The organism is Achromobacter aegrifaciens, from assembly GCF_902859965.1.
Lineage (GTDB): Bacteria > Pseudomonadota > Gammaproteobacteria > Burkholderiales > Burkholderiaceae_B > Achromobacter > Achromobacter aegrifaciens.
Genome location: NZ_CADIKO010000002.1, coordinates 1,459,820 through 1,484,109, shown reverse-complemented (window position 1 = coordinate 1,484,109; position 24,290 = coordinate 1,459,820). Strand labels below are relative to the sequence as shown.

The following is a 24,290-nucleotide window of genomic DNA, read 5'->3' as shown; positions in this document are numbered from 1 at the left end:
GATTCTCATTTACTGATTGGCAATCGGCTTCAACGCAGGATCAGCAGGCCTGGCAGCTCGGTAATGCCGACCTTGGCCTGCGCCAGCAGCAATTCCAGCGCTCGCTTGGGATCGTCGATACTGGCGATGCCCGAGACGCGCAAACGCCTGGCGGGTTCGCCCAGCACCAGGATGTGCTTGCCGCCATAGCGGGATAGCCGCGCAGCGGCCTCGGGCAATGCGACATCGTTGAAGGCCAGCAGGCCCTGGCTCCAGTCCGGCGCCGGTTCCTGCGGCGCGGCGAAGCGCGTGATGCCCGTCGCCGACACGGCAGCCTCCTGGCCCGCGTCCAGCGCCAAGGCGGCGTCATCCTGGCAGACCAGGCAATGGACTGCCACGCGATGTTCGTACACCGCCACGCGCGTGCCGCCGGCCTCGCGCGCCACGACATAGCGGGTGCCTAGTGCGGCTGCGGACGCGTCCGGCGTCACCACCGTGAAATCCGGACCACCAGGCGCGCGTGGTGCGGCCGTGAACAACGCTCGCCCGGCCAGGAGCCGTACTTCGCGCTTGCCCGGTGCGAAATCGATGGCGATGGCGGAGTCCGCATCCAGGGTGGCGCTGGAGCCGTCGGGCAGGGCCACGCGGCGCACTTCGGCGCCGGTCGTGTAGTCGGCGTCAGGATGGACCGTACGCAGCAATTGCCAGGCTGGCCAGGCGGCCAGCAATACAAGCGCGGCCGCCGCGCCGCGCTTATGCGCGCGCCGTGGCGCCAGCAGCTTGCCGCGTTCGATCTCGCCCATTCGCCGCCACAGGCGCGCCAGCCGTTCATAGGCGGCGGCGTGGCTGGCGTCAGCGCGGTACCAGGCTTCGAACTCCGCCTGGGCTTGCGCATCCATGCCCTGACCGCTGTGGCGCACGACCCAGCGCGACGCTTCTTCCTGGGCGCTGCCGGTCTTGGGGGCGGCCATGCTCAGGATGCCAGCGCCTGGTCGCAGGCCAGCAGGATGCGCATCATGTGTTTCTCCACCGCGCTGACCGAAATCGCGAAACGCTCGGCGATGGCGCGGTAACTCAGGCCCTCGTGCCGGTGCAGCACGAACACGTCCAGGCTGCGGCGCGGCTGGGCCAGCAGCGCGGTTTCCAGCCTGCGCAGCATTTGCCGCGCGGCAGCCACGTCCAGGGTGTCGGGTTCATGCAGGGTAGGGCGCGAAGCGGCGTAGTCGGCGGTGGCGGCCTGTTCGCGGCTGCGGCGCCGGTGCCAGTCGGTAGCGATGTTGGCGGCCACGCGGAAGACGTAGGCGCGGTCGTTGTCGGGACGCGTCCTGTCCTTGAATTCCGCCAGCTTGATCCAGGTGTCCTGGGCGCAGTCTTGCGCGACGTCGCGCGAGCCGGTGCGCAAAGAGAGAAAACCCAGCACCTCTCGGTAATGGCGGAGAAATACATCCGTGAGCGTAGACATGTCGCCGGCGCCGGGCGCCAGATAGAGTCAAATTCGCGCCAGAGTATAAATGATAACGATTTCTATTTCTAGATAAGGCGAGAGCGCAGGAAGCGGCGGCGGGCAGGGCGCCCGCCGCAGGCCGTCAGGCCTCGGACTGTTCGATCTCTTCCAGAGAGCCCTGGATTTCGAGCCACTGTTCTTCCAGCTCGTCCATGCGCTTGCCGTGTTCGCCATGCTCGGCCATGACCTTTTGGCGTTCGGCGCGGCGCGCATCCGAGTACAGGTCCGGATCGGCGATGACGGCGTCCAGCGCATGCAGCTTGGCGCGCAGCTTCTCCATCTCGGCCTCGACCTTGGCGAGCCTGGATTCGAGCGGCTTGCGCAGCGCGGACAGGCGCTGGCGCTGTTCGGCTTCGGCGCGGCGCTGGGCCTTGCGGTCCACCACCGGTTCGTTGCCTTCGGCGTTCTCGCGCGCGGCTTCCGCGCGTTCACCGGCGTTGCGGGCGGCGAGCCAGTCGCGGTAGTCCTCCAGGTCGCCGTCGAACTCGCGTACCGCGCCGTCGGCCACGATCCAGAAGCTGTCCACCGTGGTGCGCAGCAGGTGGCGGTCGTGGGATACCAGCAGCATGCTGCCGCCGAAGTCCGCCAGCGCGGCGGCCAGGGCCTCGCGCGTTTCCACGTCCAGGTGGTTGCTGGGTTCGTCCAGCAGCAGCAGGTTGGGCTTTTGCCAGACGATCAGGGACAGCGCCAGGCGCGCCTTTTCGCCGCCGGACATGGGGCCGACCTTGCTGGTCACCGTGTCGCCGGAAAAGCCGAAGCCGCCCAGATAGTTGCGCAGTTCCTGTTCACGGGTCTCGGGGGCCAGGCGCGCCAGATGGGCGATGGGCGTGCTGTCCACGTCCAGCATGTCCAGCTGGTGCTGGTGGAAATAGCCGATGGCCAAGCCGCGCGAGGCGCGGCGCGTACCCGCCTGCACCGGCAGTTCTTCGGCCAGGGTCTTGATCAGCGTGCTCTTGCCGGCGCCGTTGGCGCCCAGCACGCCGACGCGGCTGCCCGCGCGCACCATCAGCGTCACGTCGCGCAGGATGGGCACGGCGTTGCCGTCGGCGTCCGTGTAGCCGGCCGACAGGTGCTCCAGGGTCAGCAGGGGATCCGGCACCTGGTCGGGCGAGGGGATGCGGATGTCGATGCCGGCCTCGGCGTGCAAGGGCGCCAGCACCTGCATGCGCGCCAGCGCCTTGACGCGGCTCTGCGCCTGCTTGGCCTTGGAGGCTTTGGCCTTGAAGCGGTCGATGAAGCCTTGCAGCCGGGCCGCTTCGCGGGTCTGGCGTTCGTAGGCGATATTGGTCTGGCGCAGGCGCTCGGCGCGCTGCGTCAGGAAGTCGCCATAGCCGCCGCGGTAGCGCACCAACTTGGCGTGGTCGAAATGCAGGATGGACTTGGCGACCGCATCCAGGAACTCGGTATCGTGGGAAATCAGCATGACGGTGCCGGGGTAGGCGGCCAGCCATTTCTCCAGCCACAGCATGGCGTCGAGATCCAGGTGGTTGGTGGGCTCGTCCAGCAGCAGCAATTCGGACGGCGCCATCAGCGCGCGGGCCAGGGCCAGGCGCATGCGCCAGCCGCCGGAAAAGCTCGCCACCGGCTGCATCCACTCGGCGGGCTTGAAGCCCAGGCCGGCCAGCAGTTGCTCGGCGCGCGAGGCCGCGCTCCAGGCGCCGGCTTCCACCAGCGCCGCTTCCACTTCGGCGATCTGCGTGCCTTGTTCGTCCGTCAGTTCGGCGCGGCGCGCCTGCAGTTCGCGCAGATGCGTGTCGCCGTCGATGACGAACTCTCGCGCCGGACGCTCGTCAGCTTCGATTTCCTGCTTGACGCTGGCGATGCGCCAGCCGGCGGGCATGGCGAGGTTGCCCGCGTCCAGGTCCAGCGTGCCGGTCAAGAGCGCGAACAGCGAGGACTTGCCCGCGCCGTTCTTGCCGACGATGCCCACGCGCTCGCCCGGATGCACGACGAATTCAGCGCCGTCCAGCAGCACCTTGGTGCCGCGGCGCAGGGTCAATCCAGTAGCGCGTATCACAGGCTGAGTTGCTCGCGGGTAAGCAGCAGAAGCTGGTCGGAGGCTTCTTCGGTGTCCAGCCACACGGGCGAGAGCTGCGGGAAGGCGGCCTCGAAGAAGTCGCGTTCGTGGCCGATCTCCAGCACCAGCACGCCTTCCGGCGTGAGAAAGCGCGGCGCGGCTTCCAGGATGCGGCGCACCAGGTCCATGCCGTCGTCGCCGCCAGCCAGGGCCAACTGCGGTTCATGGCGGTACTCCTGGGGCAGGACGTCCATGGAGCCGCTGTTCACGTAGGGCGGATTGCAGATGATGACGTCGTACAGGCGCGGCGGCAGGCTGTCGAACAGATTGCTTTCGTGCAGGTCCAGCCGGTCCGCCAGGCCGTAGTCGTCGACGTTGCGGCGCGCCACTTCCAGCGCGTCCGGCGACACGTCGACCGCGTCCACATGGGCATAGGGGAAGGCCAGCGCCGACAGGATAGCCAGGCAGCCGGACCCCGTGCACATGTCCAGCACGTTCTCAACCGCCAGCGCATCCTGCACCCAGGGCGCAAGGCCCTGGTCCAGCAATTCAGCGATGGGCGAGCGCGGCACGATGACGCGCTGGTCCACGTAGAAGCGGTGGCCGCGCAGCCAGGCCTCGTTGGTGAGGTAGGCGGCGGGCAGGCGCTCGGTCACGCGGCGGTCGATCAATTCGAGCACGCGGTTGCGCTCTTCGCTGAGCACGCGGGCGTCCAGAAAGGGCTCCAGCGTGTCCAGCGGCAAATGCAAGGCGTGCAGCGTCAGGTAGACCGCCTCGTCCCAGGCGTTGTCGCTGCCGTGTCCCAGCGCCACCTGGGCGGCGTTCAGGCGCGATACGCCGTAGCGGATCAGGTCGCGCAGGGTCAGCAGTTCTTGGCGGGCGGATTGATACATGTGAGGCTTTTACTTGGGCGGCAGCAGGAGGTTTTCCAGCGTGCGCCGATAAATGTTCTTCAACGGATCCAGCGAGGCCAATTCGATGCGTTCGTTGACCTTGTGGATCGTGGCGTTGCAGGGACCGAATTCGATGACTTGCGGGCAGATCTTGGCGATGAAACGGCCATCGGACGTGCCGCCAGTGGTGGAGAGTTCTGCCGTCACGCCGGTTTCGTCGCGGATGGCCGAGACCAGCGCGTCCGTCAGCGAGCCGCGCGGCGTCAGGAAGGGCTCGCCGCCCAGCTCCCAGTCCAGCGTGTACTCCAGGCCATGGCGGTCCAGCACTTCATGTACTCGCGCCTGCAGGCTTTCCGGCGTGCTGGCGGTGGAGAAACGGAAGTTGAACAGCGCCACCGCCTCGCCCGGCACCACGTTGGTGGCGCCGGTGCCCGAGTTCAGGTTCGACACCTGGAACGTGGTGGGCGGAAAGTACTCGTTGCCCTGGTCCCATTCGATGCTGACGATGTCGGCCAGGGCCGGCGCCAGCTGGTGCACGGGGTTGCGCGCCAGGTGCGGGTAGGCCACATGGCCCTGGATGCCCTTGACCGTGAGCTTGCCCGACAGCGAGCCGCGGCGGCCGTTCTTGCAGGTGTCGCCCAGCACGTCGCCCGAAGTGGGCTCGCCGACGATGCAGTAGTCCATCTGTTCGCCGCGCGCCTTCAGCGCGTCGCAGACGATGGCGGTGCCGTCGATGGACGGGCCTTCTTCGTCAGAGGTGATCAGCAGGGCGATCGAGCCGCCATGCTGCGGGTGGGCCGCCACGAATTCCTCGGCCGCCACCACGAAGGCGGCGATCGAGCTTTTCATGTCGGCTGCCCCGCGGCCGTACAGGTAGCCATCGCGCTCGGTGGGAACGAAGGGATCGCTTTCCCACTTCTCGCGCGGACCCGGAGGCACCACGTCCGTGTGACCGGCGAACACGGTCAGCGGCGCCGCGTTGCCGCGGCGCGCCCACAGATTGGTGACACCGCCCTGTGCGATGGTCTCGCAGGCGAAGCCGATGCGCTCCAGGCGCGCGGCCAGCGTCGCCTGGCAGTCTTCATCGGCCGGCGTGACCGAAGGGCGGGCGATCAGGTCCTTGACCAGATCCAGTACAGCCGTCGTGCTCATTTAAGCCCTCAGCAGATCGTTGATGCTGGTCTTGGCGCGGGTCTGCGCGTCGACGCGCTTGACGATGACCGCGCAGGCCAGGCTGTGCGAACCGTCGGCCGAAGGCAGCGAACCCGGGACCACGACCGAGCCCGAGGGCACGCGGCCGTACGTGATCTTGCCGGTGGCGCGGTCATAGATCTTGGTGCTTTGCGACAGGAACACGCCCATGGCCAGCACCGAGTTCTCTTCGACGATCACGCCTTCCACGACTTCCGAGCGGGCGCCGATGAAGCAGTTGTCTTCGATGATGGTCGGGTTGGCTTGCAGCGGTTCCAGCACGCCGCCGATGCCCACGCCGCCGGACAGGTGAACGTTCTTGCCGATCTGGGCGCAGGAGCCGACGGTGGCCCAGGTGTCGACCATGGTGCCTTCGTCGACGTAGGCGCCGATATTCACGTAAGAGGGCATCAGCACCACGTTGCGGGCCAGGTAGGCGCCGCGGCGGGCAACGGCCGGCGGCACCACGCGGTAGCCGCCCTGCTTGAAGGCGTTGTCGCCGTATTCCGAGAACTTGAGCGGCACCTTGTCGTAGAACTGCAGCGGAGCCTGGCCCATGATGGCGTTGTCGTTCAGGCGGAACGACAGCAGCACGGCCTTCTTGATCCACTGATGCACGACCCAGTCGTCGTTGATTTTCTCGGCCACGCGCAGGCGGCCCAGGTCCAGGCCGTCGATGGTGCGCTCGACCGCTTCACGCACTTCGGCGCTGGCGTCGGTGGGCGACAGGTTGGCCCGGTCGTCCCAGGCTTTTTCGATGGTGGTCTGCAGGTCGAGAGTCATAGCGGCTCAGCTTTTAAAGGTTGATCAAACGGAAGTATGCACAAAATGGGCGATGCGCTCGGCTGCCTGTACGCAGTCAGCCAAGGGCGCCACCAGAGCAATGCGGATGCGGCCCTGGCCGGGATTCACGCCATGCGCCTCGCGTGCCAGGAAACTGCCCGGCAGCACGGTAACACCAGTACGGCCAAAAAGGTCGCGCGCGAACGCCGTATCCGAACCGGGCGTGGCAGCCCACAGGTAGAACGAAGCCTGCGGCCGGGACACGTCCAGCACCTTCTGGAGGATGGGCACCACGGCGTCGAATTTTTCGCGGTACAGGCGCCGGTTGTCCTTCACGTGCGCCTCGTCCGTCCAGGCGGCGATGCTGGCCGCCGACACGATGGGGCTCATGGCGCTGCCATGATACGTGCGATACAGCAGGAAGCGGCCGATCAGCGCGGCGTCGCCCGCCACGAAGCCCGAACGCAGGCCGGGCACGTTGGAACGCTTGGACAGGCTGGAGAACGCCACCAGGTTGCGGTAGGTGTCGCGGCCCAGGCGGCGCGCGGCCTGAAGGCCGCCCAGCGGCGGGTTGCCTTCGTCCAGGTAGATTTCCGAATAGCACTCGTCCGAGACGATCACGAAGCCGTGGCGGTCGGACAGTTCGAACAGCGTTTTCCATTCGTCCAGCGACATGACGTTGCCGGCCGGGTTGCCCGGCGAGCAGACGAACACCATGCGCGTCTTCTTCCAGATTTCGTCCGGCACCTGGTTCCAGTCGCTGGCGAAACTGCGCACCGGATCGGCGTTGACGAAGTAGGGCGTGGCGCCGGCCAGAAGCGCCGCGCCTTCGTAGATCTGGTAGAAGGGATTGGGGCAGATCACCACCGAGCCTGCGGCCGGGTCGATGACGGTCTGCGTGAACGCGAACAGCGCCTCGCGCGAGCCCAGCGCCGGCAGCACCTGCGTTTCCGGATCCGGGGCAGGGATGCTGTAGCGCCGCGCCAGCCACTCCGAGATCGCCCGGCGCAGCGCCGGGTCGCCCTTGGTGGACGGGTACACGGACAGGCCTGCGAGACTGTCGCGGATGGCCTGTTCGACGCACGCGGGTGCGGCGTGTTTGGGCTCGCCGATCGACAGATTGATGGGCGTCAGACCGTCCGGCTGCTGGCTGGCCGAAGCCAGCAAAGCGCGCAGTTTTTCGAACGGATAGGGGTGTAGGGCATCGAGGCGCGGATTCATGACGCAAGATTTTAACAAGCAAGCTACAATAGCGGGCTTGGCCTATAGCGAAGGTGGCGAAATTGGTAGACGCACCAGGTTTAGGTCCTGACGCCGTAACAGGTGTAGGGGTTCGAGTCCCCTCCTTCGCACCAACCTTATTCAGGCACTGATCCGGCTTCATGCCACCAGTGTCCCGCAAGCCCCAAGGCATTGAATGCCTTGGGGCTTTTCCTTTGCCGGCGCGCCCTTGCGCTTAGGGATAACCTCCCGTGCCGAAAGCGCATTTTTGATATATCTTCGCGCTCTTCGGTGGAGGCTTGCCGCTGGCCGGCATCGCAACAGCCTCTCAAACAGCCCCGTACACAGCACGATAAGGAGAGCCTTCCATGGCGCTCAAGCACGCTGCATTTCTGGATGTCATCGATATACGCACCCCGCATCGCGAACACGGGGAGGCCGTCAGCGTCAGCCTGATGAAGACGGCGCATATGCAACTGCTGCAATTGGCGCTGCCCGCCGGCAAGGGCCTGCCGCAACATGCCGTGGCGGGCGAAATCACCATTCATTGCATTGCCGGAGAGGTGAGCTTGGCATTGCGCGATGGCGTGCGCCAGTTGCGCGAAAACCAGCTCGTCGCGTTGGCCGCGCACGAACCGCACGCGCTGCAGGCCGTGCGCGACGCGACCGTGCTGGTGACGGTGCTGCACGCCCCCGCCTAGTACTCCGATTCCTGACGCAGACGTGTTCCCTGAGAGGTGAGCCGTGCATGAGCTGTTGGCCGACTGGTGCGAAATCCTGAACCGCTTGCTGCGGGACGTGGCCGATGCGCACGCCACGGCGCAGGCGCGCGACAGCGCGCTGCGCCATGCCCACCGGCATTCCTGCCAGGCGCCGATCTGCTTCCGGATGTCCGGGACCACGGTCAGCCATCTGGCGGAAACGCTGGATTGCGCCATCCGCGCGTCCTGCGCCCGCCACGACAACTCCGCCTGGGTGCAGGCGCTGGACGTGGCGTACACCAAGTTCCTGCTGTATCTGATCCGCGACGTGGACCGGTGGTCCAGCGGCGGGCTGCACCAAGAGGCGGCGTAGGAGAGGTTTGGTACTTCATAATTTACTGGATAAATAAACAGTAATTTGGTTCAATCCCATCATGCCTCCGGCGCATGCACCTGCAAAAGCGCCATTTCCCACGATCAGGACGAACCATGAAATTCGGATACACCATCATCTACGTACCGGACGTCGCCGCATCGCTGTCCTTTTTTGAACAGGCATTCGGTTTCGCCAGGCGTTTTCTGCACGAGTCCCAGACTTACGGCGAACTGGACACCGGCGAAACCACCTTGGCGTTCGCGGCACATGAACTGGCCGACGCCAATTTCGGCGGCGGCCATGTTGCGGCTTCGGCGTCGGCCGAGCCGTTGGGCATGGAAGTGGCTTTCGTGACGGACGATGTGGCTGCGGCGCACGCCCGCGCGCTTGCGGCGGGCGCCACGGAAATGAGCGCGCCTGTCTCCAAGCCTTGGGGGCAGGTCGTTTCCTATGTGCGCTGTCCGGACGGCACGTTGGTCGAGCTCTGCACGCCCGTGCACGGCTAGGCGGTCGCTGCGCGGCGCGGGCCAAGGCGCCGGATGCGTAACCCGCTGTGGCTTGCGTCGTCCGTGCCCGTGCGGCGTGCATCTTTCCGTCTAGCCGGTCCGGCCGATCCCCGAGTCCACCCGACGCCGTTACCGTGGTTGCGGCAGGGGTGCCCGCGTCCGGCTGCGCTCAAGAATTGTCAAGATTTACATTGCTTTAAAGTCGCCGTCGCCGCCCCGCGATACCGTGGCATTTTCGTTTTTCGGGAGTCGACATGTATCCGCTTTCCAAGCGTTGCGGCGCGGAGTTCTTTGGCACGTTCTGGCTGGTATTGGGGGGCTGCGGCGCCGCTGTGCTGGCCGCCGGTTTCCCGGAACTGGGCATCGGTTTCGCAGGCGTGGCGCTGGCCTTCGGCCTGACCGTGCTGACCATGGCGTTCGCGGTCGGCCATATTTCCGGCGGGCATTTCAACCCGGCCGTCACGGTGGGCCTGGTGGCGGGCGGCCGTTTTCCCGCCAAGGAAATCCTGCCTTACGTCATTGCCCAGGTCCTGGGCGCGATCGTGGCCGCTGCGGTGCTGGCCTGCATTGCCAGCGGCAAGCTGGGTTTCGATCTGAAGGGCAGCCATTTCGCGGCCAACGGCTACGGGGCCTATTCGCCGGGCAAGTACTCGATGGTCTCCGCGCTGGTGACGGAAGTCGTGCTGACCGCTGGCTTCATCTTCGTGATCCTGGGGGCGACCAGCAAGCGCGCGCCGGCCGGCTTCGCGGCGATTCCTATCGGACTGGCGCTGACGCTCATTCACCTGATCAGCATTCCGGTGACGAACACCTCGGTCAATCCGGCCCGTTCCACCGGCCCCGCGCTGTTCGTGGGCGGCTGGGCGTTGGAGCAGCTGTGGCTGTTCTGGGTCGCGCCCATCGTCGGGGCGATCGTCGGCGCCATCGCCTACCGGCTGGTCAGCGATCCCGCGCAGGAGCGTAGCTGAGCCAGGCGCTGCACCGGGCGATAATGGGGCCAAGTCTCTGATCCTGGTCCCATGAACGAATTTTCAATCGCCATCAATCTTGTGCTGGCCATGCTGCTTGGCGCCGCCATCGGCGCCGAGCGCCAATGGCGGCAGAACTATGCCGGCGTGGTCACGCATGCGCTGGTCTCGCTGGGCGCGGCCGCCTATACCGCCTTGCCGGCGCTGCTGGACGCCGGCAACGACATGCGCCTGGGCAGCCAGGTCGTGACCGGCATAGGCTTTCTGGGTGCGGGCCTGATCATGCGCGACGGCCTGACTATACGCGGCCTGAGCGCCGCGGCCACCATCTGGGCTACCGGCGCCGTAGGGGTACTTGCCGGCTATGGCTTCCAGGCCGAAGCCAGCGCGGTCACGGCGCTGATCCTGGTCACCAATGTGCTGCTGCGGCGCGGCGCCAGGCTGATGGACCGCTACGTGCCCGATGCGGAAACCGAAGAGCGTTACTACAACATCGCCTTGACCTGCGCCTCCACGGACGAAGCCATGGTGCGGGCGGAATTGCTGAACGCCCTGGGCAAGCACAGCCTGCGCCTGCGCGGCGTGGAAAGCCAGCAGCGCGACGGCGGCCGCTCCGAAGTGACCGCGGTGGTCTATTCCATGCGCCAGGAAGACGAGCGGGTGGAGCAACTGGTGGGCAGCCTCAGCCTGTTGCCGCAGACCTACTCGGCCAGGTGGACCTCCGACACCGGCAACGCCTGAAGCCGGCCCGAATCAGGACGCCGTAAGTCCGATCTCAATACGCTTGCACTCCGATTCCAAGAAGATGAGCGTATTCCGTGACGACAACGATTCCCCCTGCCGGGCCCGCCGGCGTGGCGCACTATGACCGCGTCAGCATCGCGTTTCACTGGCTGACGGCAGCGCTGGTGGTGGGCCTGTTCGCGCTGGCCGAAATCTGGGAATTCCTGCCGCGCGGCACGCCCACGCGGCGCCTGCTGCAGCACCTGCATATTTCGTTCGGCCTGCTGTTTGCCGCCGTGTTCGTGTTGCGCGCCATCTGGCGCGTGAGCGCGGGCAGGCGCCTGCCGCCGGCCGCCACGGGCTGGCTGCGCACGGCTAGTACGGGCGTACACGGATTGCTGTACCTGTTGATGGCGGCGCAGATCGTGCTGGGCTTTCTGTTCCGCTGGGCGCAGGGTGAGCCGTTCGCCTTCTTCGGCCTGTTCGACGTGCCCACGCTGATCGCCATCGACCACGAGCAGCGCCGCTTCATCGGCGGACTGCACAACACCGTGGCCTGGTGCATCATCGTGCTGGCGCTGCTCCATGCCCTGGCCGGCTTGTTCCACCACTATGTCCTGCGTGACGGCGTGCTGCGCCGCATGCTCTCCAGCCGCTGAGGAGCGCGCGGCAAGGGCGGGACGTGAAAGCCGGGCCGGGCAGGTTGTACATTACGCACTATCACTGCCTTACTTCCACAGGATGTACCCATCATGACCGCCCCTGAAGTGTTTATCTCCTCCTCGATCAGCTGCGCGAACGACCGCCCCTTCGTGCTGTTCGGCGGCATCAACGTGCTGGAATCCAAGGAACTGGCGCTGCGCGCCTGCGAGGAATACCAGCGCGTCACCCGCAAGCTGGGCATCCCGTATGTGTTCAAGGCTTCCTTCGACAAGGCCAACCGCTCGTCCATCCATTCCTATCGCGGTCCGGGCCTGGAAGAGGGGATGAAGATCTTCGAGGCGGTCAAGAAGGAATTCGGCGTGCCCGTCATCACCGACGTGCATGAACCCTGGCAGGCCGCGACCGTGGCCGAGGTCGTCGACATCCTGCAACTGCCGGCCTTCCTGGCGCGGCAAACGGACCTGGTGGTGGCGTTGGCCAAGACGCAGCGCATCATCAACATCAAGAAGCCGCAGTTCCTCAGCCCGACCCAGATGCTGAACATCGTCGAGAAGTTCACCGAGGCCGGCAACGACAAGCTCATCCTGTGCGACCGCGGTACCTGCTTCGGCTATGACAATCTGGTTGTAGACATGCTAGGGTTTGGCGTGATGAAGAAAGTGTCCGGCAACCGGCCGCTCATTTTCGACGTCACGCATGCCTTGCAGCAGCGCTCGGCGCTGGATGCGGCATCGGGCGGCCGCCGCGAGCAGGTGGCCGAACTGGCGCGCGCGGGCATGGCCGTGGGGTTGGCCGGCCTGTTCCTGGAAGCTCACCCCGATCCCAAGAACGCGAAGTGCGACGGTCCCAGCGCCTTGCCGCTGGACAAGCTGGAGCCCTTCCTGACCCAGTTGAAGATGCTGGACGACCTGGTGAAGTCCTTTGCCCCTATCGACATCGAACCCTGAATCCCGCGGTCATAACGGCTGCGCAAAGTTGTTATACGATCCGGGCCAAACATTGGGGAGGCCTGGATGTCTTTGTATGTGATCGTCGCCGTTCGAAAAGAGCCCGTCAGCGGGCACGTGGCCTATGTGCGCTGGGGCCAGGCAGAACGCGGCGTCCCCGGCTGGGTCACCGAGCCGGTGACGGCGGCGGCATCCGAGGTCATCGAGGCCATCAAGGACGGCGTGGAAGTCGAAACCGCCATCAGCCAGGACGGCATGAGCGTGGCGTTGCGGCCGGTGCGCGTGCTGGTGGATGACGACGGACGCGAACACCTCGCGTCCGCGCCGGTTCCCAGCTCGACCTTGTACACGCTCTTCGACCTGCCCGAATTCTGATGCGGGCAGCCCGGCAGGCGCCTAGCGCCGGCCCTGGGCGAAATTGAGCAGGGCGTCTCCGGCCATCCGGTAGCGCACCCATTCATCCTGCGGCAGCGCGCCGATCGACTTGTAGAAATCGATGGCGGGCGTGTTCCAGTCCAGCACGCTCCATTCCAGGCGGCCGCAGCCATTGGCCACCGCCTCTTGCGCCAGATGGCGCAACAGATCGCGGCCCGCGCCGATGCCGCGCTGCTCCGGCGTGACGTACAGGTCTTCCAGATAGATGCCGTTCTTGCCCAGCCAGGTCGAGTAGCTGTAGAAGTAGACGGCGTAGCCGATGGGTTTGCCGTCCAGCAGGCACATCAGGGCCTTGGCCGGCGCGTTCTCGGCGAACAGGGTGCGCTCGACGTCCGCGGGGCTGGCGATCACTTCATGGGCGGCGCGTTCGTACACGGCCAGCTCGGTGATGAAGGCATGGATCTGCGCCGCGTCCGAGGCGACGGCGGGGCGAATTTCGATAGTCACGGGTACTTCCTGCTGCTGCTTTTGGGGGCCTTATCCTACCCGTGAATCGGGCGGCGCGCATTTTTGGCCAGCGCGTCCATTCCGGGAATACCCTTACTTGCGCGCTGACCCTGCGGGCGCGATTCTTGAAAGCGTTCTGCCCTCGAGTCCAATGCGTACAACAGGGGACATCTCCCATGCCTGAATCTGGGTCCGCCGTTGCCAGCACGCCTGCCGCAAGCCGTAAAAGGCGTCGCCTGTCCTGGATCTGGCTGGTGCCTCTCATCGCAGCTGTGGGCGGACTGGCGCTGGTCGTACGCGTCTGGATGGAAGCCGGCCCCACCGCCACCATCAGCTTCCAGACCGCCGAAGGGCTGGAGGCCGGCAAGACCCAGGTCCGCTACAAGGAAGTCGTCGTCGGCGTGGTCGAACGCGTGGCCTTGAACTCCGACCGTTCCGGTATCGTCGCGACCGTGCGCATCAACAAGGACGCCGGCAGCCTGCTGCAGGAAGGGACGATGTTCTGGGTGGTCCGGCCCAGGCTGACCCTGAGCGGCGTATCGGGCCTGAGCACCCTGTTCTCCGGCGCCTACATAGGCGTGGACCCGTCCGACCAGTTCCGCCAGGAAACCGAAACCCGCGCCACCAAGTACAGCTTCGTCGGCCTGGAGACGCCGCCCGAGGTGCAGCAGGACCGCGCCGGCAAGCGCTTCACCCTCAAAGCCCACGACCTGGGTTCGCTGGACATAGGTTCACCCGTCTACTTCCGCCGCATCGCGGTGGGCGAGGTGGTCGCCTACCATCTGGACAGCAGCGGGGAAGGCGTCAACGTGCAGGTTTTCATCGACGCACCCAATGACGACTTCGTCAACAGCGCCACGCGCTTCTGGAATGCCAGCGGCGTGGATTTCAGCGTTGATGCGCGCGGCCTGCAGGTGCGCTCGCAGTCGCTGCTGTCCGTGATCGTGGGGGGCGTTGCGTTCGACACCGTCGAGCAGCATGCGCATGTGGCGGCCAAGGCCGATGCCGAGTTCACCATCTTCTCGTCTGAAGGCGCGGCCCGCGCACAACCCGATGGCACGCCGCTGCACATCCGCATGCGCTTTGACCAGTCGGTCCGGGGGCTGGTGGTCGGCGCACCCATCGACGCGTATGGCGCGTCCATCGGCCAGGTGGACTCGATCCGTCTGGAGTTCGATCCGGCGATCAAGCAGTTCTATGCGCTGGTCGGAGCCACCGTCTACCCCGAACGCCTGGGCGCGCAGACGGTCGAGGAAATCAAGGAATACTCGGGTTCGACGCTGCAGCATCCCAGCGGCAAGCTGCTGGCCGCTTTGATCCAGCAGGGCCTGCGCGCGCAACTGCGTATCGGCAATCTGCTGACCGGGCAGCTATATGTCGCCTTGGCGGTGTTCCCCGACGCCAAGCCGGTGACGTTCAAGATGGAAGAGGATCCCTTCATTCCTACCGTGCCGAACAACCTGGATCAGTTGCAGCAGCAGATCAACAGTATCCTCACCAAGCTGGACAGGGTGCCGTTCGAAGGCCTGGGCGCCGATCTGGGCCAATTGCTGCGCGCCACTTCCAGCCTGATGAAGCGGCTCGATACCCGCCTGGCGCCCGAGGCGCAAGCCATGCTGCGCCAGGCCAGCAAGTCCTTGGCTGCCGTGGGCGGGGTGTTGAATCCGGACGCCGGCCTGCCGGTCAATGCCAATGCAGTCTTGCAGGAACTGTCGCGGGCGGCCCGGTCGCTGCGGGAACTGTCGGACTATCTGCAAGCGCATCCGGAGTCGTTGCTGCGCGGCCGCGCTCCCGATGCCCAGTATCAGCGCCAGCCGGCGCGCTAGGCTAGGCCGCGAGCCACTGCGCGATCTGGCGGGCGCTGGTTTGCGCATCCGTGCCTGAAGTGTCCAGCACCAGGTCGCTGAACGGACGCGTGGCATAGCCTTCGCGGTACATCTGCGCGACGCGCTCCCGCTCCCAATCGGTCAATACCCGTCCGCCTCTGTCCGATTGCGCGGCCGCAAGCGTGGGGGCCAGGGTCACTACGCGCAAGCACGCGCCGCGTTGCCGGCACGCAGCCAGGATTTGCTCGTAGCTATCCTGCTCCAAAGGGTAGGCGATGACCAGATAACGCTCCTGCGCCTCGGCGATCAGCCTGGTGAGGCGGGCCAGCGCCAGCGCCCATTGCTCGGTGTATGGCAGATGGCTGGGGGCGTCGTGATCGTCGCCGTCGATGAAGCGTGCAGCGGGCAGCAGGCCGGCCAGCGCTGCGCCGACCGTGGATTTACCGCTGTTGATCGGGCCGTTGAGATGGATGACGGTGGTGTCGGGCGTTGAGATGGCTGTTCCTTTCAGTGCAGGCGGGCGCGCGAGGCGTCCGCGCCGGCCGAATCAGAACAGGCATTGTCGCAAAGCGAACTTGCGGCCGAAAGCCCGCACTTCGTCGCCGTCCACGGACGCCGCCAGGTCCCAGCGGTCGCCGCGCGTCACCAGGAAGGACCGGCCGGTCGCGGCATGCCGCAAGGCGAATTGCCAGAAGGCTGCCTCGGAGCCTACCGGTTCGAGGTCGTGCGGCCCGATCAGCAGCCGGCTGGGGCGGGGCGTTGCGCCCAGAGTCCAGCGCAGGGCGATACCCAGGAACGCGAAACGCGCCGAGAACGACGACGGCTGGACGGTCAGCACGCGGATTCTGTTGATCATGGCCAGGACCCCTTGCAGATAGCGTCCAGCGTAGCAAAAGCGGCCCGGGCCATCCATACCGCCTTTGGCGGAAATTGGCGGGCCCGGCTGGCTGCTATTGCTGGATGGCGTCCTGCGCATGGTTGCGCGTGATGCGCCCGAGCAGCAGCAGGGCGCCGGCCGGCGCCAGCGCGAATGCAGCAAACAGCCATTGCGCCGCATGCTGTGCGCCCGCGACGCCCCCGGGATCCGCCAGGCCTGCGCTATTGGTGATGACGCCGGCCAGCGCCGCCGTCAATGCCGTCGCGTAAAGCTGCACCGTCGTGATGGACGAAGATGTCAGGGTTTCTTCGCCGGCAGGCGCCGCGGTGAATATGCGCGTCAGCAGGTGCGGCCAGCTCAGGCCGATGCCGAAGCCCACGCCGGCCAGCGCCAGCACATAGAGCGCCAGCCCCGGGTAGGACTGCAGTTGCGCCGTGCGCGGCGTCATATAGGCCAGGGCGGCCAGCGCGGCCAGGATCACCATGGGACTCAGGCGCACCAGGAAATTCGCCGCCGGGCCGCTGCGGGTGGCGCTGGGCATGGCGGCCAAGGTCCAGCCCGCCGCCATGGCCGCCGTCATGTAGCCGGCCGCCAGCGGTGTCATGCCATGGATGACCTGCAGGAAATACGGCACGAAGATTTCGGTGGTGATAGCCGCTACCACCAGGCACATCACCGCGTACAGCGCGCCCAGCGGCGTGGCTATCGAGTAGGCGCCGGTCGGCAGCAGCCGCTTTGCGGCGCGCTGGTCCACCGCCGCGATCAGCGCGGCGATGGCCAGTCCGGCGGCGATGCCCGCCAGATTCCAGCGCAGGTCCGTCGACAGGCTGGCCAGCGTGATCGCCAGCACACTGGCCACCAGCAGGCCCAGCGTGGTCACGGGCAGCGGGCTTGGCCGCGAGGCCGGAACCGATTCCTTGCCGCCTACCTTGAGGGCCACGATCGCCGCCAGGGCGGCGGCCACGGGCAACAAGGCCCAGAACGCCAGCCGCCAGTGCCCGGTCTGGGCGAACACGCCGCCGATGGCGGGGCCGCACAGGGTGGCGACGCCCCACATGCCGGACACCAGGGCCATTGCGCGCGACCAGAGCGGCGCCTCGAATACCAGGCGGATCAGGGCATAGCTGAGCGCAAACAGGATGCCGCCACCCAAGCCCTGGATGCTGCGTCCGGCCAGCAGCGCCGGCATGCTCGGCGCCAGCGCGCACACCACGGAACCTGCGGTGAACACCGCGACGGCGAGCAGGTAGGCCGCGCGCGGCCCCAGCGTTTCGATCAGTCTGGCCGACAGCGCCGACCCGACGATGGAGGTCACGACGAACAGTGTGGTGTTCCAGGCGTAATACTCCAAGCCGCCGATGTCCTTGATGACGCTGGGCAGGATGGTGGTGACGATGTAGACGTTGATGGCGTGCAGCGCCACCCCGCCCGCCAGCGCGATCGAGCGCAGGGCATTGGTCCCATGCAGCAGATCTGCCCAGGACGCGCTTGAAACATGGGTTGTGCCGGTGCTCACGCGGTCTTCCGCCTTCGAGAAAAATTATTTAAACAAGATATTTATTGGATAATACGCATGCCGGCGCGCAACAGCAAACGCTGTGTACGAGCGCCGCAGTCCTCGCTGCGGCGGCGCGGCGGTCAGCGCTTGAGCAAGCCGCGCAACAGCAGGTCCAGCGCCTGCAAGGCCTGCGCCAGACGCGGGCCGTCCTCGGCGTCCTGCGCGATCCAGAAGGCACTTTCGACCAGGCTGCCGTTGATCAGCCGCGCCAGCGCCTGCGGCGCGGCGGCTTCGATCAGGTCCTGATCCATCATCGTCTGCAACAGCGCGGCGAGCGAAGCAATGCAGTGTTGCTGCGAGCCGTCCGCCGCCCCGCCCAGCACCGCCCGTGCATCTTGCAGCACGATGCGCCGGATCTCGGTTTCGGCCGCCATCTGCAGATACGCGCGGCAGCGTCCCTGCAAGGCGGACCAGGCATCGGGCGCCTGCGCTGCGATGGCCGCCAGGCGCTGGTCCATTTCGCCGTCGATCTGTTCGACCACGGCGGCGAGCAGGCCCTTCTTGTCGCCGAAGTGGTGGTACAGGGCGCCTCGGGTCAACCCCGCCGCCGCCGTGAAGTCGTCCATGGACGTGGCCGCATAGCCGACATCGCGGAAGGCTTGCCGGGCCGTGGCCAACAGTTTCGCGCGGGTGGCTTCGATCATCTCGGCGCGGGAACGCGTCATGCTCTCTCCATGCACATACGATACGTATGTAAATTGACATACGCATCGTATGTGAATACGATGCCGCTGTCCATGGCAATCAAAGGTTTCCGGTGTCGAATCCGTATCGCGAGTTGTTCCAGGCGCCCGGCGCACTGGGTTTTGTCCTGGCCGGCGCCATCGCCCGCCTGCCTTTGCCCATGATCGGCATCGGCCTCATCACCATGCTGTCCGAGGTTCGCGGGTCCTACGCGTTGGCGGGCGCCGTCGCCGCCACGTTTGCGCTGGCCACGGCCTTGCTGGCGCCGCGGATTTCCCGCCTGGTGGACCGCCATGGCCAGGGCAGGGTGCTGCCGGTAGCCGCGGGCCTGTGCGTCGCGGGGCTGGTTGGCCTGGCGGCCTGCGTGCAATGGAATGCGCCCGAGTGGACCCTGTTTGTCTTCGCCGCGCTGGCTGGCGCCTTGCCCAGCATGCCGGCGATGATACGCGCGCGCTGGACCGAGATATTCAGGGACCAGCCGCAGTTGCGCACTGCCTACGCGCTGGAGTCCGTGGCCGACGAGCTGAGCTTCATCGTCGGCCCGCCGCTGGCCGTCGGGCTGAGCGCGCTGTTCTTTCCGCAGGCTGGCCCCTTGTTCGCGGCGCTGCTGCTCGCGGTGGGCGTCACGGCCTTCGTGCTGCAGCGGGCCACGGCGCCTGCCGTGCGGTTTACGCAGGAAGGGCGTCAGGCGTCGGTGTTGCGCATGCCGCCGATGCGGTCCCTGCTGGCGATGATGGCCGCCATGGGCGTCATCGTCGGCACCATCGACGTCCTGAGCGTCGCCTTTGCCCGGCAGCAGGGCATGCCGGCCGGCGCCAGCCTGGTGCTTTCCGCCTATGCCCTGGGTTCCTGCGTGGCCGGCCTGGTGTTCGGCGTACTGAAGTTCCAGGTGCCGCTGGCCCGCCTGCTGGTGGTCGCGGCGGCGGTCACGGCGTTCACCACGGTTCCGCTGCTGCTGGTGAACGATCTGCCGACCCTGGTGCTGGGCGTGCTGCTGGCCGGCCTGTCGTTCGCGCCGACCATGATCATCGCGATGGCGCTGGTGGAAAGCAGCGTGCCTGGCCATCGCCTGACGGAAGGCCTGACGTGGCTGGTGACTGGCCTGGGTGCGGGCGTCGCGGCGGGCGCGGCGCTGGCGGGCTGGGTGGTCGACCACTACGGCGTGGGCGCGGGATTCTGGACGGCGGTAGGGGCGGGCGCCATCGTGCTGCTGGCCGCCATGCCGGTGGGACGCAGTCCCGTGGCCGGTCGCGCCGGCGCCTGACCAGGCCGGCCGATAGAATGGGGAGTCCGGCGCCCTCACCAGGCGCGCCGCAAGGAGAACCGCATGTCCAGAACAGTCGTCAATCCCGACACCGTGTTCAACACCGTCCAGTATGGATTCAGCCAGGCCGTCATCGTCACGGGGCAGCGCCGCATGCTGCTGTCCGGCCAGGTTGGCGTCGACATCAACGAGCGTACGGCGGGGCCGGGCCTGCAGGAGCAGACCGAAGCCGCGCTGGACAATGTCGAGCGCGTGCTGGCTGCGGCCGGCGGCACTTTGGCGCAGGTGATCATGCTGCGCATCTACATCTGCGAAACGGCCAGGGAGGATCAGGAAGTCATTGCGCAGGCGCTGCGCGACCGCTTCAAGAAAGATCCTCCGCCCTCATCGTGGATCATCGTCAGCGGCCTGTCGCTGCCGGAATGGCTGATCGAGATCGAGGCCGAGGCCATGCTCGACTAGGCGCGCCAGGGCGCCGTTGCAAAGGCGGCGCGCAGATGCGCCAGAAAGCCGGCCGTGCGCGCGGGCAGTTCCTGGCGCGATTTCACCAGGGCCACCACGTCGGCCGACGGCAAGGTCCAGCCGGGCAGCAGCGGCACCAGCGCGCGCGCCTGCAGATGCGTGGCCACATCCCATTCCGAGCGCACGATGATGCCGTGCCCGGCCAGGGCCCACTCCACGGCGGTTTCCCCGGCATTGCTGGACAGCACCGGCGCCACGCGCACCCCCACGGCCGGGCCGCGTCCATGCTTGAAGCGCCACAAGGTCACGTCTTCATCGTTCTCGCGCAGCGCGATGCAGTCGTGCCCGCGCAGGTCCTCGGGCTTGGCAGGAGCGCCGTGGCGCGCCAGGTAGGAGGGCGCCGCGCACAGGATCCGGCGATTGGGCGCCAGCGGGTACGCGACCAATGTCGAATCGCGCAGCTCGCCGATGTGAACCATCACATCCCAGTCATCGGAAGCCAGCCGCGGCGGCCCGTCGGATAGCGTCAGGCTGGCGGTCACGTCCGCGCTTTGGCTGCGGAACTCGGCGACCAGCCCAGCGATGTAGCGCTGCCCGAATCCCAGCGGCGCGACCACGCGCAGATGGCCTGCCACCACGCCCCTGCGGCCTGCCAGTTCGTCGGCCAGGTCGCCCAGTTCGCCGCAGATCTGTTCCGCCCGCAGCGCCAGCAGCCTGCCTTCGTCGGTCAGCGCGGTGCCGCGTCCCGAACGGTTGACCAGCCTGACCCCCAGCCGTTTTTCCAGCGTATGCAGTCTTTGGGTGACTGCGGGAGGCGTGACATCCAGCGCGCGCGCCGCTTCGGCCAGCGAGCGGGTGGCGGCCAGGCTAAGGAAGAAACGCAGGTCTTCGGTCGTAATCATGCAGGCATGGATTAATGGATGATTAAGTCTAGATTAAACACGCGGAACCGCCGCCGCGCCATACTTCAGCCATTCCCCGATACGCCATGCCGAGAACGCCATGAACCAGAACGCCACGCCTTCCTCCCTCGAGACCCTGGATACCCCGTGCCTGCTGCTCGACGAGACGCGCATGATGCGCAACATCGATCGTCTGAATGCGCTGATGGCCGGGCATGGGGTGCAACTGCGTCCGCACCTGAAGACGCCCAAATCGATCGACGTCGCGCGCCGGCTCATGTCTACACCCCAGGGGCCGGCCGCCGTGTCCACGCTGCAGGAGGCCGAACAGTTCGCGGCTGCCGGCGTCACCGACCTGCTGTACGCCGTGGGCGTGTCGCCAGCAAAGCTGGACCGCGTGCTGGCGCTGCGCCGCCGCGGCGTGGATCTCACCGTGGTGGTGGACAGCCTCGAAGCGGCGCGCGCCGTCGCCCAGCGGGGGAGGGATGCTGGCGACGCCATCCCGGCACTGATCGAGATCGACTGCGACGGCCATCGCGCCGGGGTGCAGCCGGGTAATACGGCACAGTTGCTGGCGATTGCGCGCGTCCTGCATGAGGACGGCGCGTGCCTGCGCGGCGTCATGACGCACGCCGGCGAGTCGTACGGCTGCGATAGCGTCGACGCCATTGCCGACATGGCCGAGCAGGAGCGCGTGGCGGCCGTGAGTTGCGCCGAGGCGATCCGCCAGGCTGGCCTGCCATGTCCCGTGGTCAGCGTGGGATCCACCCCCACCGCGCATTTCGCCCGCAAGCTCGATGGCGTGACCGAAGTGCGCGCGGGCGTATACGTATTCTTCGATCTGGTGATGGCCGGGCTGGGCGTGTGTACGGTCGACGACATCGCCGCCACGGTGTTGACGACCGTGATCGGCCATCAGCCGGACAAGGGCTGGATCCTGGTGGATGCCGGATGGATGGCCATGTCGCGCGACCGGGGCACGGCCAAGCAGCGGGTGGACCAACTGTACGGCCTGGTGTGCGACGCCAGCGGCACGGTCTATCCCGACTTGCTGCTGGCCGAGACCAACCAGGAGCAGGGCATCATCAAGGTGCGTCCTGGCAGCGGCGCCGCCTTGCCCGAGCTGCCGCTGGGGGCGAAGCTGCGCATCGTGCCCAATCACGCCTGCGCGACCTGCGCCCAGCATGATGCCTACGAGGTCGTGCGTCCGGATTCGTCCGGGGTGGTGGCGCATTGGGAACGCTTTCGCGGCTGGTAAGCCGCCTTTCACGAGGAGGCATGCATGGATCTCATCCATACGAATCGGGCCACGCCGCCCGCGGGCCATTATTCGCAGGCGGTCCGCGCCAACGGTTTCATATTCGTTTCGGGGCAATTGGGCTTCCTGCCGCCCGCTGCGCCGGGCGCGCGACCAGCGCTGGCCGATGGCGCCGCGGCCCAGACCCGGGAAGCGCTGCGCAGTGTTCGCGCCATACTCGAAGCGGCCGGCGCGTCGCTTGCCGCGGTCGCCAGCGTGACCGTGTACATCCCGGACGTGGCGCTTTGGGACGAGGTCAACCAAGTCTACGAGGAGTGCTTCGGCGCTCACCGGCCCGCGCGGGCCATTGTGCCCACCCGCGAGCTGCACTACGGCGCCCAGGTGGAGATCAGCGTGGTCGCCGTCGCCTAGCCCGCGGCGGACCGCGCAGGCGGACGCCTATAATGCCTGCGCCTCAATACCTTCGGGGGAGACCGTCCGCATGCAGTACGAATACCTGTTCTGGTCCATGGCCGCTATGGTGGCGGCGGCGCTGGCAGGCGGCTCGCTATGCGGGCGCCTGGGCTCCGTCAAGCGGGTGCTGCTGGGGGTTGTCGCGCTGGCCGCGGCGGTGGGCGTGGCGGTGTTCCTGCTGTCCCGCCACGGCGGCTTCAGCGAACTGTCGGCGATGCTGTCGATCGCCGCCTTCATGTTCAGCCTGGTGATCGGCGCCGCCGCATCGCTGCTCACGCGGCGCATACTCTTGCGCCGCTGAGCGCTTCGCGCCTTATTCTTCGGCGTCGAAATCTTCGTCGTCTTCGTCTTCTTCATCCTGTTCCAGGGCGTCGTAGCCCTTCCAGGTGATGCGCCAGCGCGTCGCGCCCGCAGTGGCCGCCGTCTCGCTGATCTGCTTGACCAGGCCCGCGTCTTCCAGCAGGTCGAGGTGATGCGCAATCAGTTGCAGGCCTTGCTCTTCGGGATGCGGCGCCAGGGCCACGTTCTTGATGTCGTGCGTGCTCAGGTTGGGGCCGGGGGCGTCGCGCAGGGCGCCCAGGATAGTGACGACCAGGTCGAAATCGCGTTGCATGTTGTCCACCATTCATTGGGGGTAAAAGACAGGCCGACGATAGCAGAGATCCATTGCCGCGACGCGACAGGGGCCGCAGCCGGGTTACAGTCCAGGGTTCTCGATAACCGATACATGCAGATTCCATGAAGAAACCCGCAGAGCGCGATTGCCTCGCGCTGATCCCCGGCTACACGGGCCAGGCCGCCAAGCTCTTTCTCACGCGCAGCGAGGACGGCCGCATCGAAGGCGTGACCGTGTTCGATCTGCTTGGCCATATCAAGCTGCAGGGCGATGCGGATGCGGCGGCGGCGTGGGTCGGCGACTGGCTGGCCCAGGAGGCCGGCAACCGCAAGGCCCGCCGTACACAGCTCCTGGCCCAGATGTTCGTCTGCAAGCTCGCCGGCGAGGAGAAGGACCGCTTCCTGGCGGCGCAGAAGCCGCTGGTCCGGGTTCTGGCCGATGCCGGGGTGCGGACTCGTTCCGTTGCCGCCACCTCCGGCGCCGCGCGGCAGTCGCTTGGTCCTACTGTCAAGAAGCATTAGCCCAAGGCTGTTATAGTCGCGCCTGGGCGTGCGAGTGCACCTGCAAGGTGCGTGCCCAGGCGGGCAGCGCCCGCAAGTCAAGGAAGAGTGATCATGGAAATAGTAAGTCGGCAGGTTGCCGACGTAGCGGGCGGCGTCGAGCTGCACACCACGCTGGATGGCGAGAGCATCAGCGTCTACGTCCTGGAAGGCGTGGCGGATCTCAATGCGATCGCAGACATCGTGCCGCGTGAAAAAGTCGAAGCAGGGGCTGACATACACGCCTCTAGTGTCGACAATGTTGATAATGCGCAAGAACAGATCGACCAAGTCCTGGAGAATATGAATCCCGGCGACGTGGCGGTTTTCCTTTGCTCGGGTCCCGATGCTTTCGGCGCGGCGCTCGATCTGCTGGGTTTACCTATCGACGAGTAAGCCTGGCGGCAAACCAAAGTGCTAGCCCGAACGGCGTATGAAGAAATCCTCGTACGCGGGCAGGCGGCATTTATATAAGCCTAGATTGTTTTTTTATGATG

Annotated in this window: 30 protein-coding genes and 1 tRNA gene; 17 read left to right on the top strand and 14 right to left on the bottom strand. The window is 66.5% G+C overall.

The annotated features are described in order from the left end of the window. Positions 1 to 29 precede the first annotated feature (29 nt). The 7 genes from HV793_RS18105 to dapC all read right to left on the bottom strand — a co-directional run bounded on the left by HV793_RS18105 (position 30) and on the right by dapC (position 7,588). Positions 30 to 950 (bottom strand): FecR family protein, encoded by a 921-nt coding sequence (locus HV793_RS18105; protein ID WP_175213694.1) that lies wholly within the window; start codon positions 948 to 950, stop codon positions 30 to 32. 2 nt (positions 951 to 952) lie between these two features. After that, the gene (locus HV793_RS18100; RefSeq protein WP_054456036.1) at positions 953 to 1,441 is read right to left on the bottom strand and encodes an RNA polymerase sigma factor; all 489 of its coding nucleotides are present in this window, start codon (positions 1,439 to 1,441) and stop codon (positions 953 to 955) included. A 124-nt stretch (positions 1,442 to 1,565) separates the two neighbouring features. Further along, a complete protein-coding gene (locus HV793_RS18095; protein ID WP_119449339.1) occupies positions 1,566 to 3,500 on the bottom strand; it encodes an ABC-F family ATP-binding cassette domain-containing protein in 1,935 nt (644 codons plus the stop codon). Beyond that, on the bottom strand, positions 3,497 to 4,393 hold the full coding sequence (gene prmB / locus HV793_RS18090) for a 50S ribosomal protein L3 N(5)-glutamine methyltransferase (RefSeq protein WP_054456040.1): 897 nt from the start codon (positions 4,391 to 4,393) through the stop codon (positions 3,497 to 3,499). The genes HV793_RS18095 and prmB overlap by 4 nt, the downstream gene beginning before the upstream one ends. A 9-nt stretch (positions 4,394 to 4,402) precedes the next feature. Further along, a complete protein-coding gene (gene dapE / locus HV793_RS18085) occupies positions 4,403 to 5,545 on the bottom strand; it encodes a succinyl-diaminopimelate desuccinylase (protein ID WP_175213693.1) in 1,143 nt (380 codons plus the stop codon). After that, positions 5,546 to 6,367 carry a 2,3,4,5-tetrahydropyridine-2,6-dicarboxylate N-succinyltransferase gene (dapD, locus tag HV793_RS18080; protein WP_013394697.1) on the bottom strand — a complete coding sequence of 274 codons (822 nt, stop codon included), beginning with the start codon at positions 6,365 to 6,367 and terminating at the stop codon, positions 5,546 to 5,548. Positions 6,368 to 6,391: 24 nt separating this feature from the next. Next, the gene (dapC, locus tag HV793_RS18075) at positions 6,392 to 7,588 is read right to left on the bottom strand and encodes a succinyldiaminopimelate transaminase (protein WP_175162147.1); all 1,197 of its coding nucleotides are present in this window, start codon (positions 7,586 to 7,588) and stop codon (positions 6,392 to 6,394) included. Between the two features lie 47 nt (positions 7,589 to 7,635). On the opposite strand from dapC, the gene HV793_RS18070 reads away from it, so the two are divergent. From HV793_RS18070 to HV793_RS18030, 9 genes are all read left to right on the top strand, one after another. Beyond that, positions 7,636 to 7,722: transfer RNA gene (locus tag HV793_RS18070), tRNA-Leu, on the top strand. 234 nt (positions 7,723 to 7,956) lie between these two features. After that, positions 7,957 to 8,289 (top strand): cupin domain-containing protein, encoded by a 333-nt coding sequence (locus tag HV793_RS18065; protein WP_054456045.1) that lies wholly within the window; start codon positions 7,957 to 7,959, stop codon positions 8,287 to 8,289. A gap of 43 nt (positions 8,290 to 8,332) precedes the next feature. Beyond that, entirely contained in the window at positions 8,333 to 8,662 is a 330-nt protein-coding gene (locus tag HV793_RS18060) for a hypothetical protein (protein WP_054456047.1), read from the top strand. Between the two features lie 116 nt (positions 8,663 to 8,778). Next, the gene (locus HV793_RS18055) at positions 8,779 to 9,171 is read left to right on the top strand and encodes a VOC family protein (protein WP_175213692.1); all 393 of its coding nucleotides are present in this window, start codon (positions 8,779 to 8,781) and stop codon (positions 9,169 to 9,171) included. A gap of 254 nt (positions 9,172 to 9,425) precedes the next feature. After that, positions 9,426 to 10,139 (top strand): aquaporin Z, encoded by a 714-nt coding sequence (gene aqpZ / locus HV793_RS18050; protein ID WP_054456051.1) that lies wholly within the window; start codon positions 9,426 to 9,428, stop codon positions 10,137 to 10,139. A gap of 51 nt (positions 10,140 to 10,190) precedes the next feature. After that, a complete protein-coding gene (locus tag HV793_RS18045) occupies positions 10,191 to 10,880 on the top strand; it encodes an MgtC/SapB family protein (protein ID WP_054456053.1) in 690 nt (229 codons plus the stop codon). Between the two features lie 77 nt (positions 10,881 to 10,957). Continuing rightward, positions 10,958 to 11,521 carry a cytochrome b gene (locus HV793_RS18040; RefSeq protein WP_119449343.1) on the top strand — a complete coding sequence of 188 codons (564 nt, stop codon included), beginning with the start codon at positions 10,958 to 10,960 and terminating at the stop codon, positions 11,519 to 11,521. Positions 11,522 to 11,614: 93 nt separating this feature from the next. After that, positions 11,615 to 12,472, top strand: coding sequence for a 3-deoxy-8-phosphooctulonate synthase (gene kdsA / locus HV793_RS18035; RefSeq protein WP_054456057.1), 858 nt, complete (start codon positions 11,615 to 11,617; stop codon positions 12,470 to 12,472). A 66-nt stretch (positions 12,473 to 12,538) separates the two neighbouring features. Next, positions 12,539 to 12,847 (top strand): hypothetical protein, encoded by a 309-nt coding sequence (locus tag HV793_RS18030; protein ID WP_054456059.1) that lies wholly within the window; start codon positions 12,539 to 12,541, stop codon positions 12,845 to 12,847. A 21-nt stretch (positions 12,848 to 12,868) separates the two neighbouring features. Here HV793_RS18030 and HV793_RS18025 read toward each other — a convergent pair whose 3' ends face one another. After that, the gene (locus HV793_RS18025) at positions 12,869 to 13,354 is read right to left on the bottom strand and encodes a GNAT family N-acetyltransferase (RefSeq protein WP_054456062.1); all 486 of its coding nucleotides are present in this window, start codon (positions 13,352 to 13,354) and stop codon (positions 12,869 to 12,871) included. A gap of 176 nt (positions 13,355 to 13,530) precedes the next feature. Here HV793_RS18025 and HV793_RS18020 point away from each other — a divergent pair, with 176 nt between their 5' ends. Further along, complete coding sequence (locus HV793_RS18020) at positions 13,531 to 15,180, top strand: PqiB family protein (protein ID WP_054456064.1); 1,650 nt, start codon at positions 13,531 to 13,533, stop codon at positions 15,178 to 15,180. 1 nt (position 15,181) lies between these two features. Here the strand turns inward: HV793_RS18020 and HV793_RS31155 are convergent, their stop codons facing one another. From HV793_RS31155 to HV793_RS18000, 4 genes are all read right to left on the bottom strand, one after another. After that, positions 15,182 to 15,388, bottom strand: coding sequence for a hypothetical protein (locus tag HV793_RS31155; RefSeq protein ID WP_225590306.1), 207 nt, complete (start codon positions 15,386 to 15,388; stop codon positions 15,182 to 15,184). Between the two features lie 339 nt (positions 15,389 to 15,727). Continuing rightward, positions 15,728 to 16,036 (bottom strand): hypothetical protein, encoded by a 309-nt coding sequence (locus HV793_RS18010; RefSeq protein WP_059373681.1) that lies wholly within the window; start codon positions 16,034 to 16,036, stop codon positions 15,728 to 15,730. Positions 16,037 to 16,130: 94 nt separating this feature from the next. Next, on the bottom strand, positions 16,131 to 17,573 hold the full coding sequence (locus tag HV793_RS18005) for an MFS transporter (protein WP_175213691.1): 1,443 nt from the start codon (positions 17,571 to 17,573) through the stop codon (positions 16,131 to 16,133). 122 nt (positions 17,574 to 17,695) lie between these two features. Continuing rightward, complete coding sequence (locus HV793_RS18000; protein ID WP_175181416.1) at positions 17,696 to 18,280, bottom strand: TetR/AcrR family transcriptional regulator; 585 nt, start codon at positions 18,278 to 18,280, stop codon at positions 17,696 to 17,698. 92 nt (positions 18,281 to 18,372) lie between these two features. On the opposite strand from HV793_RS18000, the gene HV793_RS17995 reads away from it, so the two are divergent. Together HV793_RS17995 and HV793_RS17990 are read left to right on the top strand one after the other, a co-directional pair. Beyond that, on the top strand, positions 18,373 to 19,563 hold the full coding sequence (locus HV793_RS17995) for an MFS transporter (RefSeq protein WP_175213690.1): 1,191 nt from the start codon (positions 18,373 to 18,375) through the stop codon (positions 19,561 to 19,563). 63 nt (positions 19,564 to 19,626) lie between these two features. Continuing rightward, on the top strand, positions 19,627 to 20,025 hold the full coding sequence (locus HV793_RS17990; RefSeq protein WP_054456073.1) for a RidA family protein: 399 nt from the start codon (positions 19,627 to 19,629) through the stop codon (positions 20,023 to 20,025). Here HV793_RS17990 and HV793_RS17985 read toward each other — a convergent pair. Beyond that, positions 20,022 to 20,927: a LysR family transcriptional regulator gene (locus HV793_RS17985; RefSeq protein ID WP_054456075.1), complete on the bottom strand. Its 906-nt coding sequence runs from the start codon at positions 20,925 to 20,927 to the stop codon at positions 20,022 to 20,024. The two genes, HV793_RS17990 and HV793_RS17985, sit on opposite strands and share 4 nt — an antisense overlap. 100 nt (positions 20,928 to 21,027) lie before the next feature. Here HV793_RS17985 and HV793_RS17980 point away from each other — a divergent pair, with 100 nt between their 5' ends. From HV793_RS17980 to HV793_RS17970, 3 genes are all read left to right on the top strand, one after another. Next, the gene (locus HV793_RS17980) at positions 21,028 to 22,185 is read left to right on the top strand and encodes a DSD1 family PLP-dependent enzyme (protein WP_054456077.1); all 1,158 of its coding nucleotides are present in this window, start codon (positions 21,028 to 21,030) and stop codon (positions 22,183 to 22,185) included. Positions 22,186 to 22,209: 24 nt separating this feature from the next. After that, on the top strand, positions 22,210 to 22,596 hold the full coding sequence (locus HV793_RS17975) for a RidA family protein (RefSeq protein WP_054456078.1): 387 nt from the start codon (positions 22,210 to 22,212) through the stop codon (positions 22,594 to 22,596). 70 nt (positions 22,597 to 22,666) lie between these two features. Further along, entirely contained in the window at positions 22,667 to 22,939 is a 273-nt protein-coding gene (locus tag HV793_RS17970; RefSeq protein ID WP_054456080.1) for a hypothetical protein, read from the top strand. Between the two features lie 12 nt (positions 22,940 to 22,951). Here HV793_RS17970 and HV793_RS17965 read toward each other — a convergent pair whose 3' ends face one another. Beyond that, complete coding sequence (locus HV793_RS17965) at positions 22,952 to 23,251, bottom strand: DUF2513 domain-containing protein (protein WP_054456477.1); 300 nt, start codon at positions 23,249 to 23,251, stop codon at positions 22,952 to 22,954. 125 nt (positions 23,252 to 23,376) lie between these two features. Between HV793_RS17965 and HV793_RS17960 the strand changes: the two genes are divergently transcribed. Together HV793_RS17960 and HV793_RS17955 are read left to right on the top strand one after the other, a co-directional pair. Then, positions 23,377 to 23,775, top strand: coding sequence for a hypothetical protein (locus HV793_RS17960; RefSeq protein ID WP_054456082.1), 399 nt, complete (start codon positions 23,377 to 23,379; stop codon positions 23,773 to 23,775). Between the two features lie 93 nt (positions 23,776 to 23,868). Next, positions 23,869 to 24,189, top strand: a complete 321-nt coding sequence (locus HV793_RS17955; protein WP_054456085.1) for a hypothetical protein — start codon at positions 23,869 to 23,871, stop codon at positions 24,187 to 24,189. Positions 24,190 to 24,290: the final 101 nt, after the last annotated feature.

Bases quoted from the DNA above. Each gene is read 5' to 3' on its own strand.
- dapC (WP_175162147.1), bottom strand. From the start codon at position 7,588: ATGAATCCGCGCCTCGATGCCCTACACCCCTATCCGTTCGAAAAACTG.
- HV793_RS17980 (WP_054456077.1), top strand. From the start codon at position 21,028: ATGAACCAGAACGCCACGCCTTCCTCCCTCGAGACCCTGGATACCCCG.
- prmB (WP_054456040.1), bottom strand. From the start codon at position 4,393: ATGTATCAATCCGCCCGCCAAGAACTGCTGACCCTGCGCGACCTGATC.
- HV793_RS17965 (WP_054456477.1), bottom strand. From the start codon at position 23,251: ATGCAACGCGATTTCGACCTGGTCGTCACTATCCTGGGCGCCCTGCGC.
- HV793_RS18065 (WP_054456045.1), top strand. From the start codon at position 7,957: ATGGCGCTCAAGCACGCTGCATTTCTGGATGTCATCGATATACGCACC.
- HV793_RS18000 (WP_175181416.1), bottom strand. From the start codon at position 18,280: ATGACGCGTTCCCGCGCCGAGATGATCGAAGCCACCCGCGCGAAACTG.
- HV793_RS17990 (WP_054456073.1), top strand. From the start codon at position 19,627: ATGTCCAGAACAGTCGTCAATCCCGACACCGTGTTCAACACCGTCCAG.
- HV793_RS18100 (WP_054456036.1), bottom strand. From the start codon at position 1,441: ATGTCTACGCTCACGGATGTATTTCTCCGCCATTACCGAGAGGTGCTG.
- HV793_RS18030 (WP_054456059.1), top strand. From the start codon at position 12,539: ATGTCTTTGTATGTGATCGTCGCCGTTCGAAAAGAGCCCGTCAGCGGG.
- HV793_RS17975 (WP_054456078.1), top strand. From the start codon at position 22,210: ATGGATCTCATCCATACGAATCGGGCCACGCCGCCCGCGGGCCATTAT.
- HV793_RS17955 (WP_054456085.1), top strand. From the start codon at position 23,869: ATGGAAATAGTAAGTCGGCAGGTTGCCGACGTAGCGGGCGGCGTCGAG.
- HV793_RS17970 (WP_054456080.1), top strand. From the start codon at position 22,667: ATGCAGTACGAATACCTGTTCTGGTCCATGGCCGCTATGGTGGCGGCG.
- HV793_RS17960 (WP_054456082.1), top strand. From the start codon at position 23,377: ATGAAGAAACCCGCAGAGCGCGATTGCCTCGCGCTGATCCCCGGCTAC.
- HV793_RS18020 (WP_054456064.1), top strand. From the start codon at position 13,531: ATGCCTGAATCTGGGTCCGCCGTTGCCAGCACGCCTGCCGCAAGCCGT.
- HV793_RS18010 (WP_059373681.1), bottom strand. From the start codon at position 16,036: ATGATCAACAGAATCCGCGTGCTGACCGTCCAGCCGTCGTCGTTCTCG.
- HV793_RS18105 (WP_175213694.1), bottom strand. From the start codon at position 950: ATGGCCGCCCCCAAGACCGGCAGCGCCCAGGAAGAAGCGTCGCGCTGG.
- HV793_RS18045 (WP_054456053.1), top strand. From the start codon at position 10,191: ATGAACGAATTTTCAATCGCCATCAATCTTGTGCTGGCCATGCTGCTT.
- aqpZ (WP_054456051.1), top strand. From the start codon at position 9,426: ATGTATCCGCTTTCCAAGCGTTGCGGCGCGGAGTTCTTTGGCACGTTC.
- dapE (WP_175213693.1), bottom strand. From the start codon at position 5,545: ATGAGCACGACGGCTGTACTGGATCTGGTCAAGGACCTGATCGCCCGC.
- dapD (WP_013394697.1), bottom strand. From the start codon at position 6,367: ATGACTCTCGACCTGCAGACCACCATCGAAAAAGCCTGGGACGACCGG.
- HV793_RS18055 (WP_175213692.1), top strand. From the start codon at position 8,779: ATGAAATTCGGATACACCATCATCTACGTACCGGACGTCGCCGCATCG.
- HV793_RS17985 (WP_054456075.1), bottom strand. From the start codon at position 20,927: ATGATTACGACCGAAGACCTGCGTTTCTTCCTTAGCCTGGCCGCCACC.
- kdsA (WP_054456057.1), top strand. From the start codon at position 11,615: ATGACCGCCCCTGAAGTGTTTATCTCCTCCTCGATCAGCTGCGCGAAC.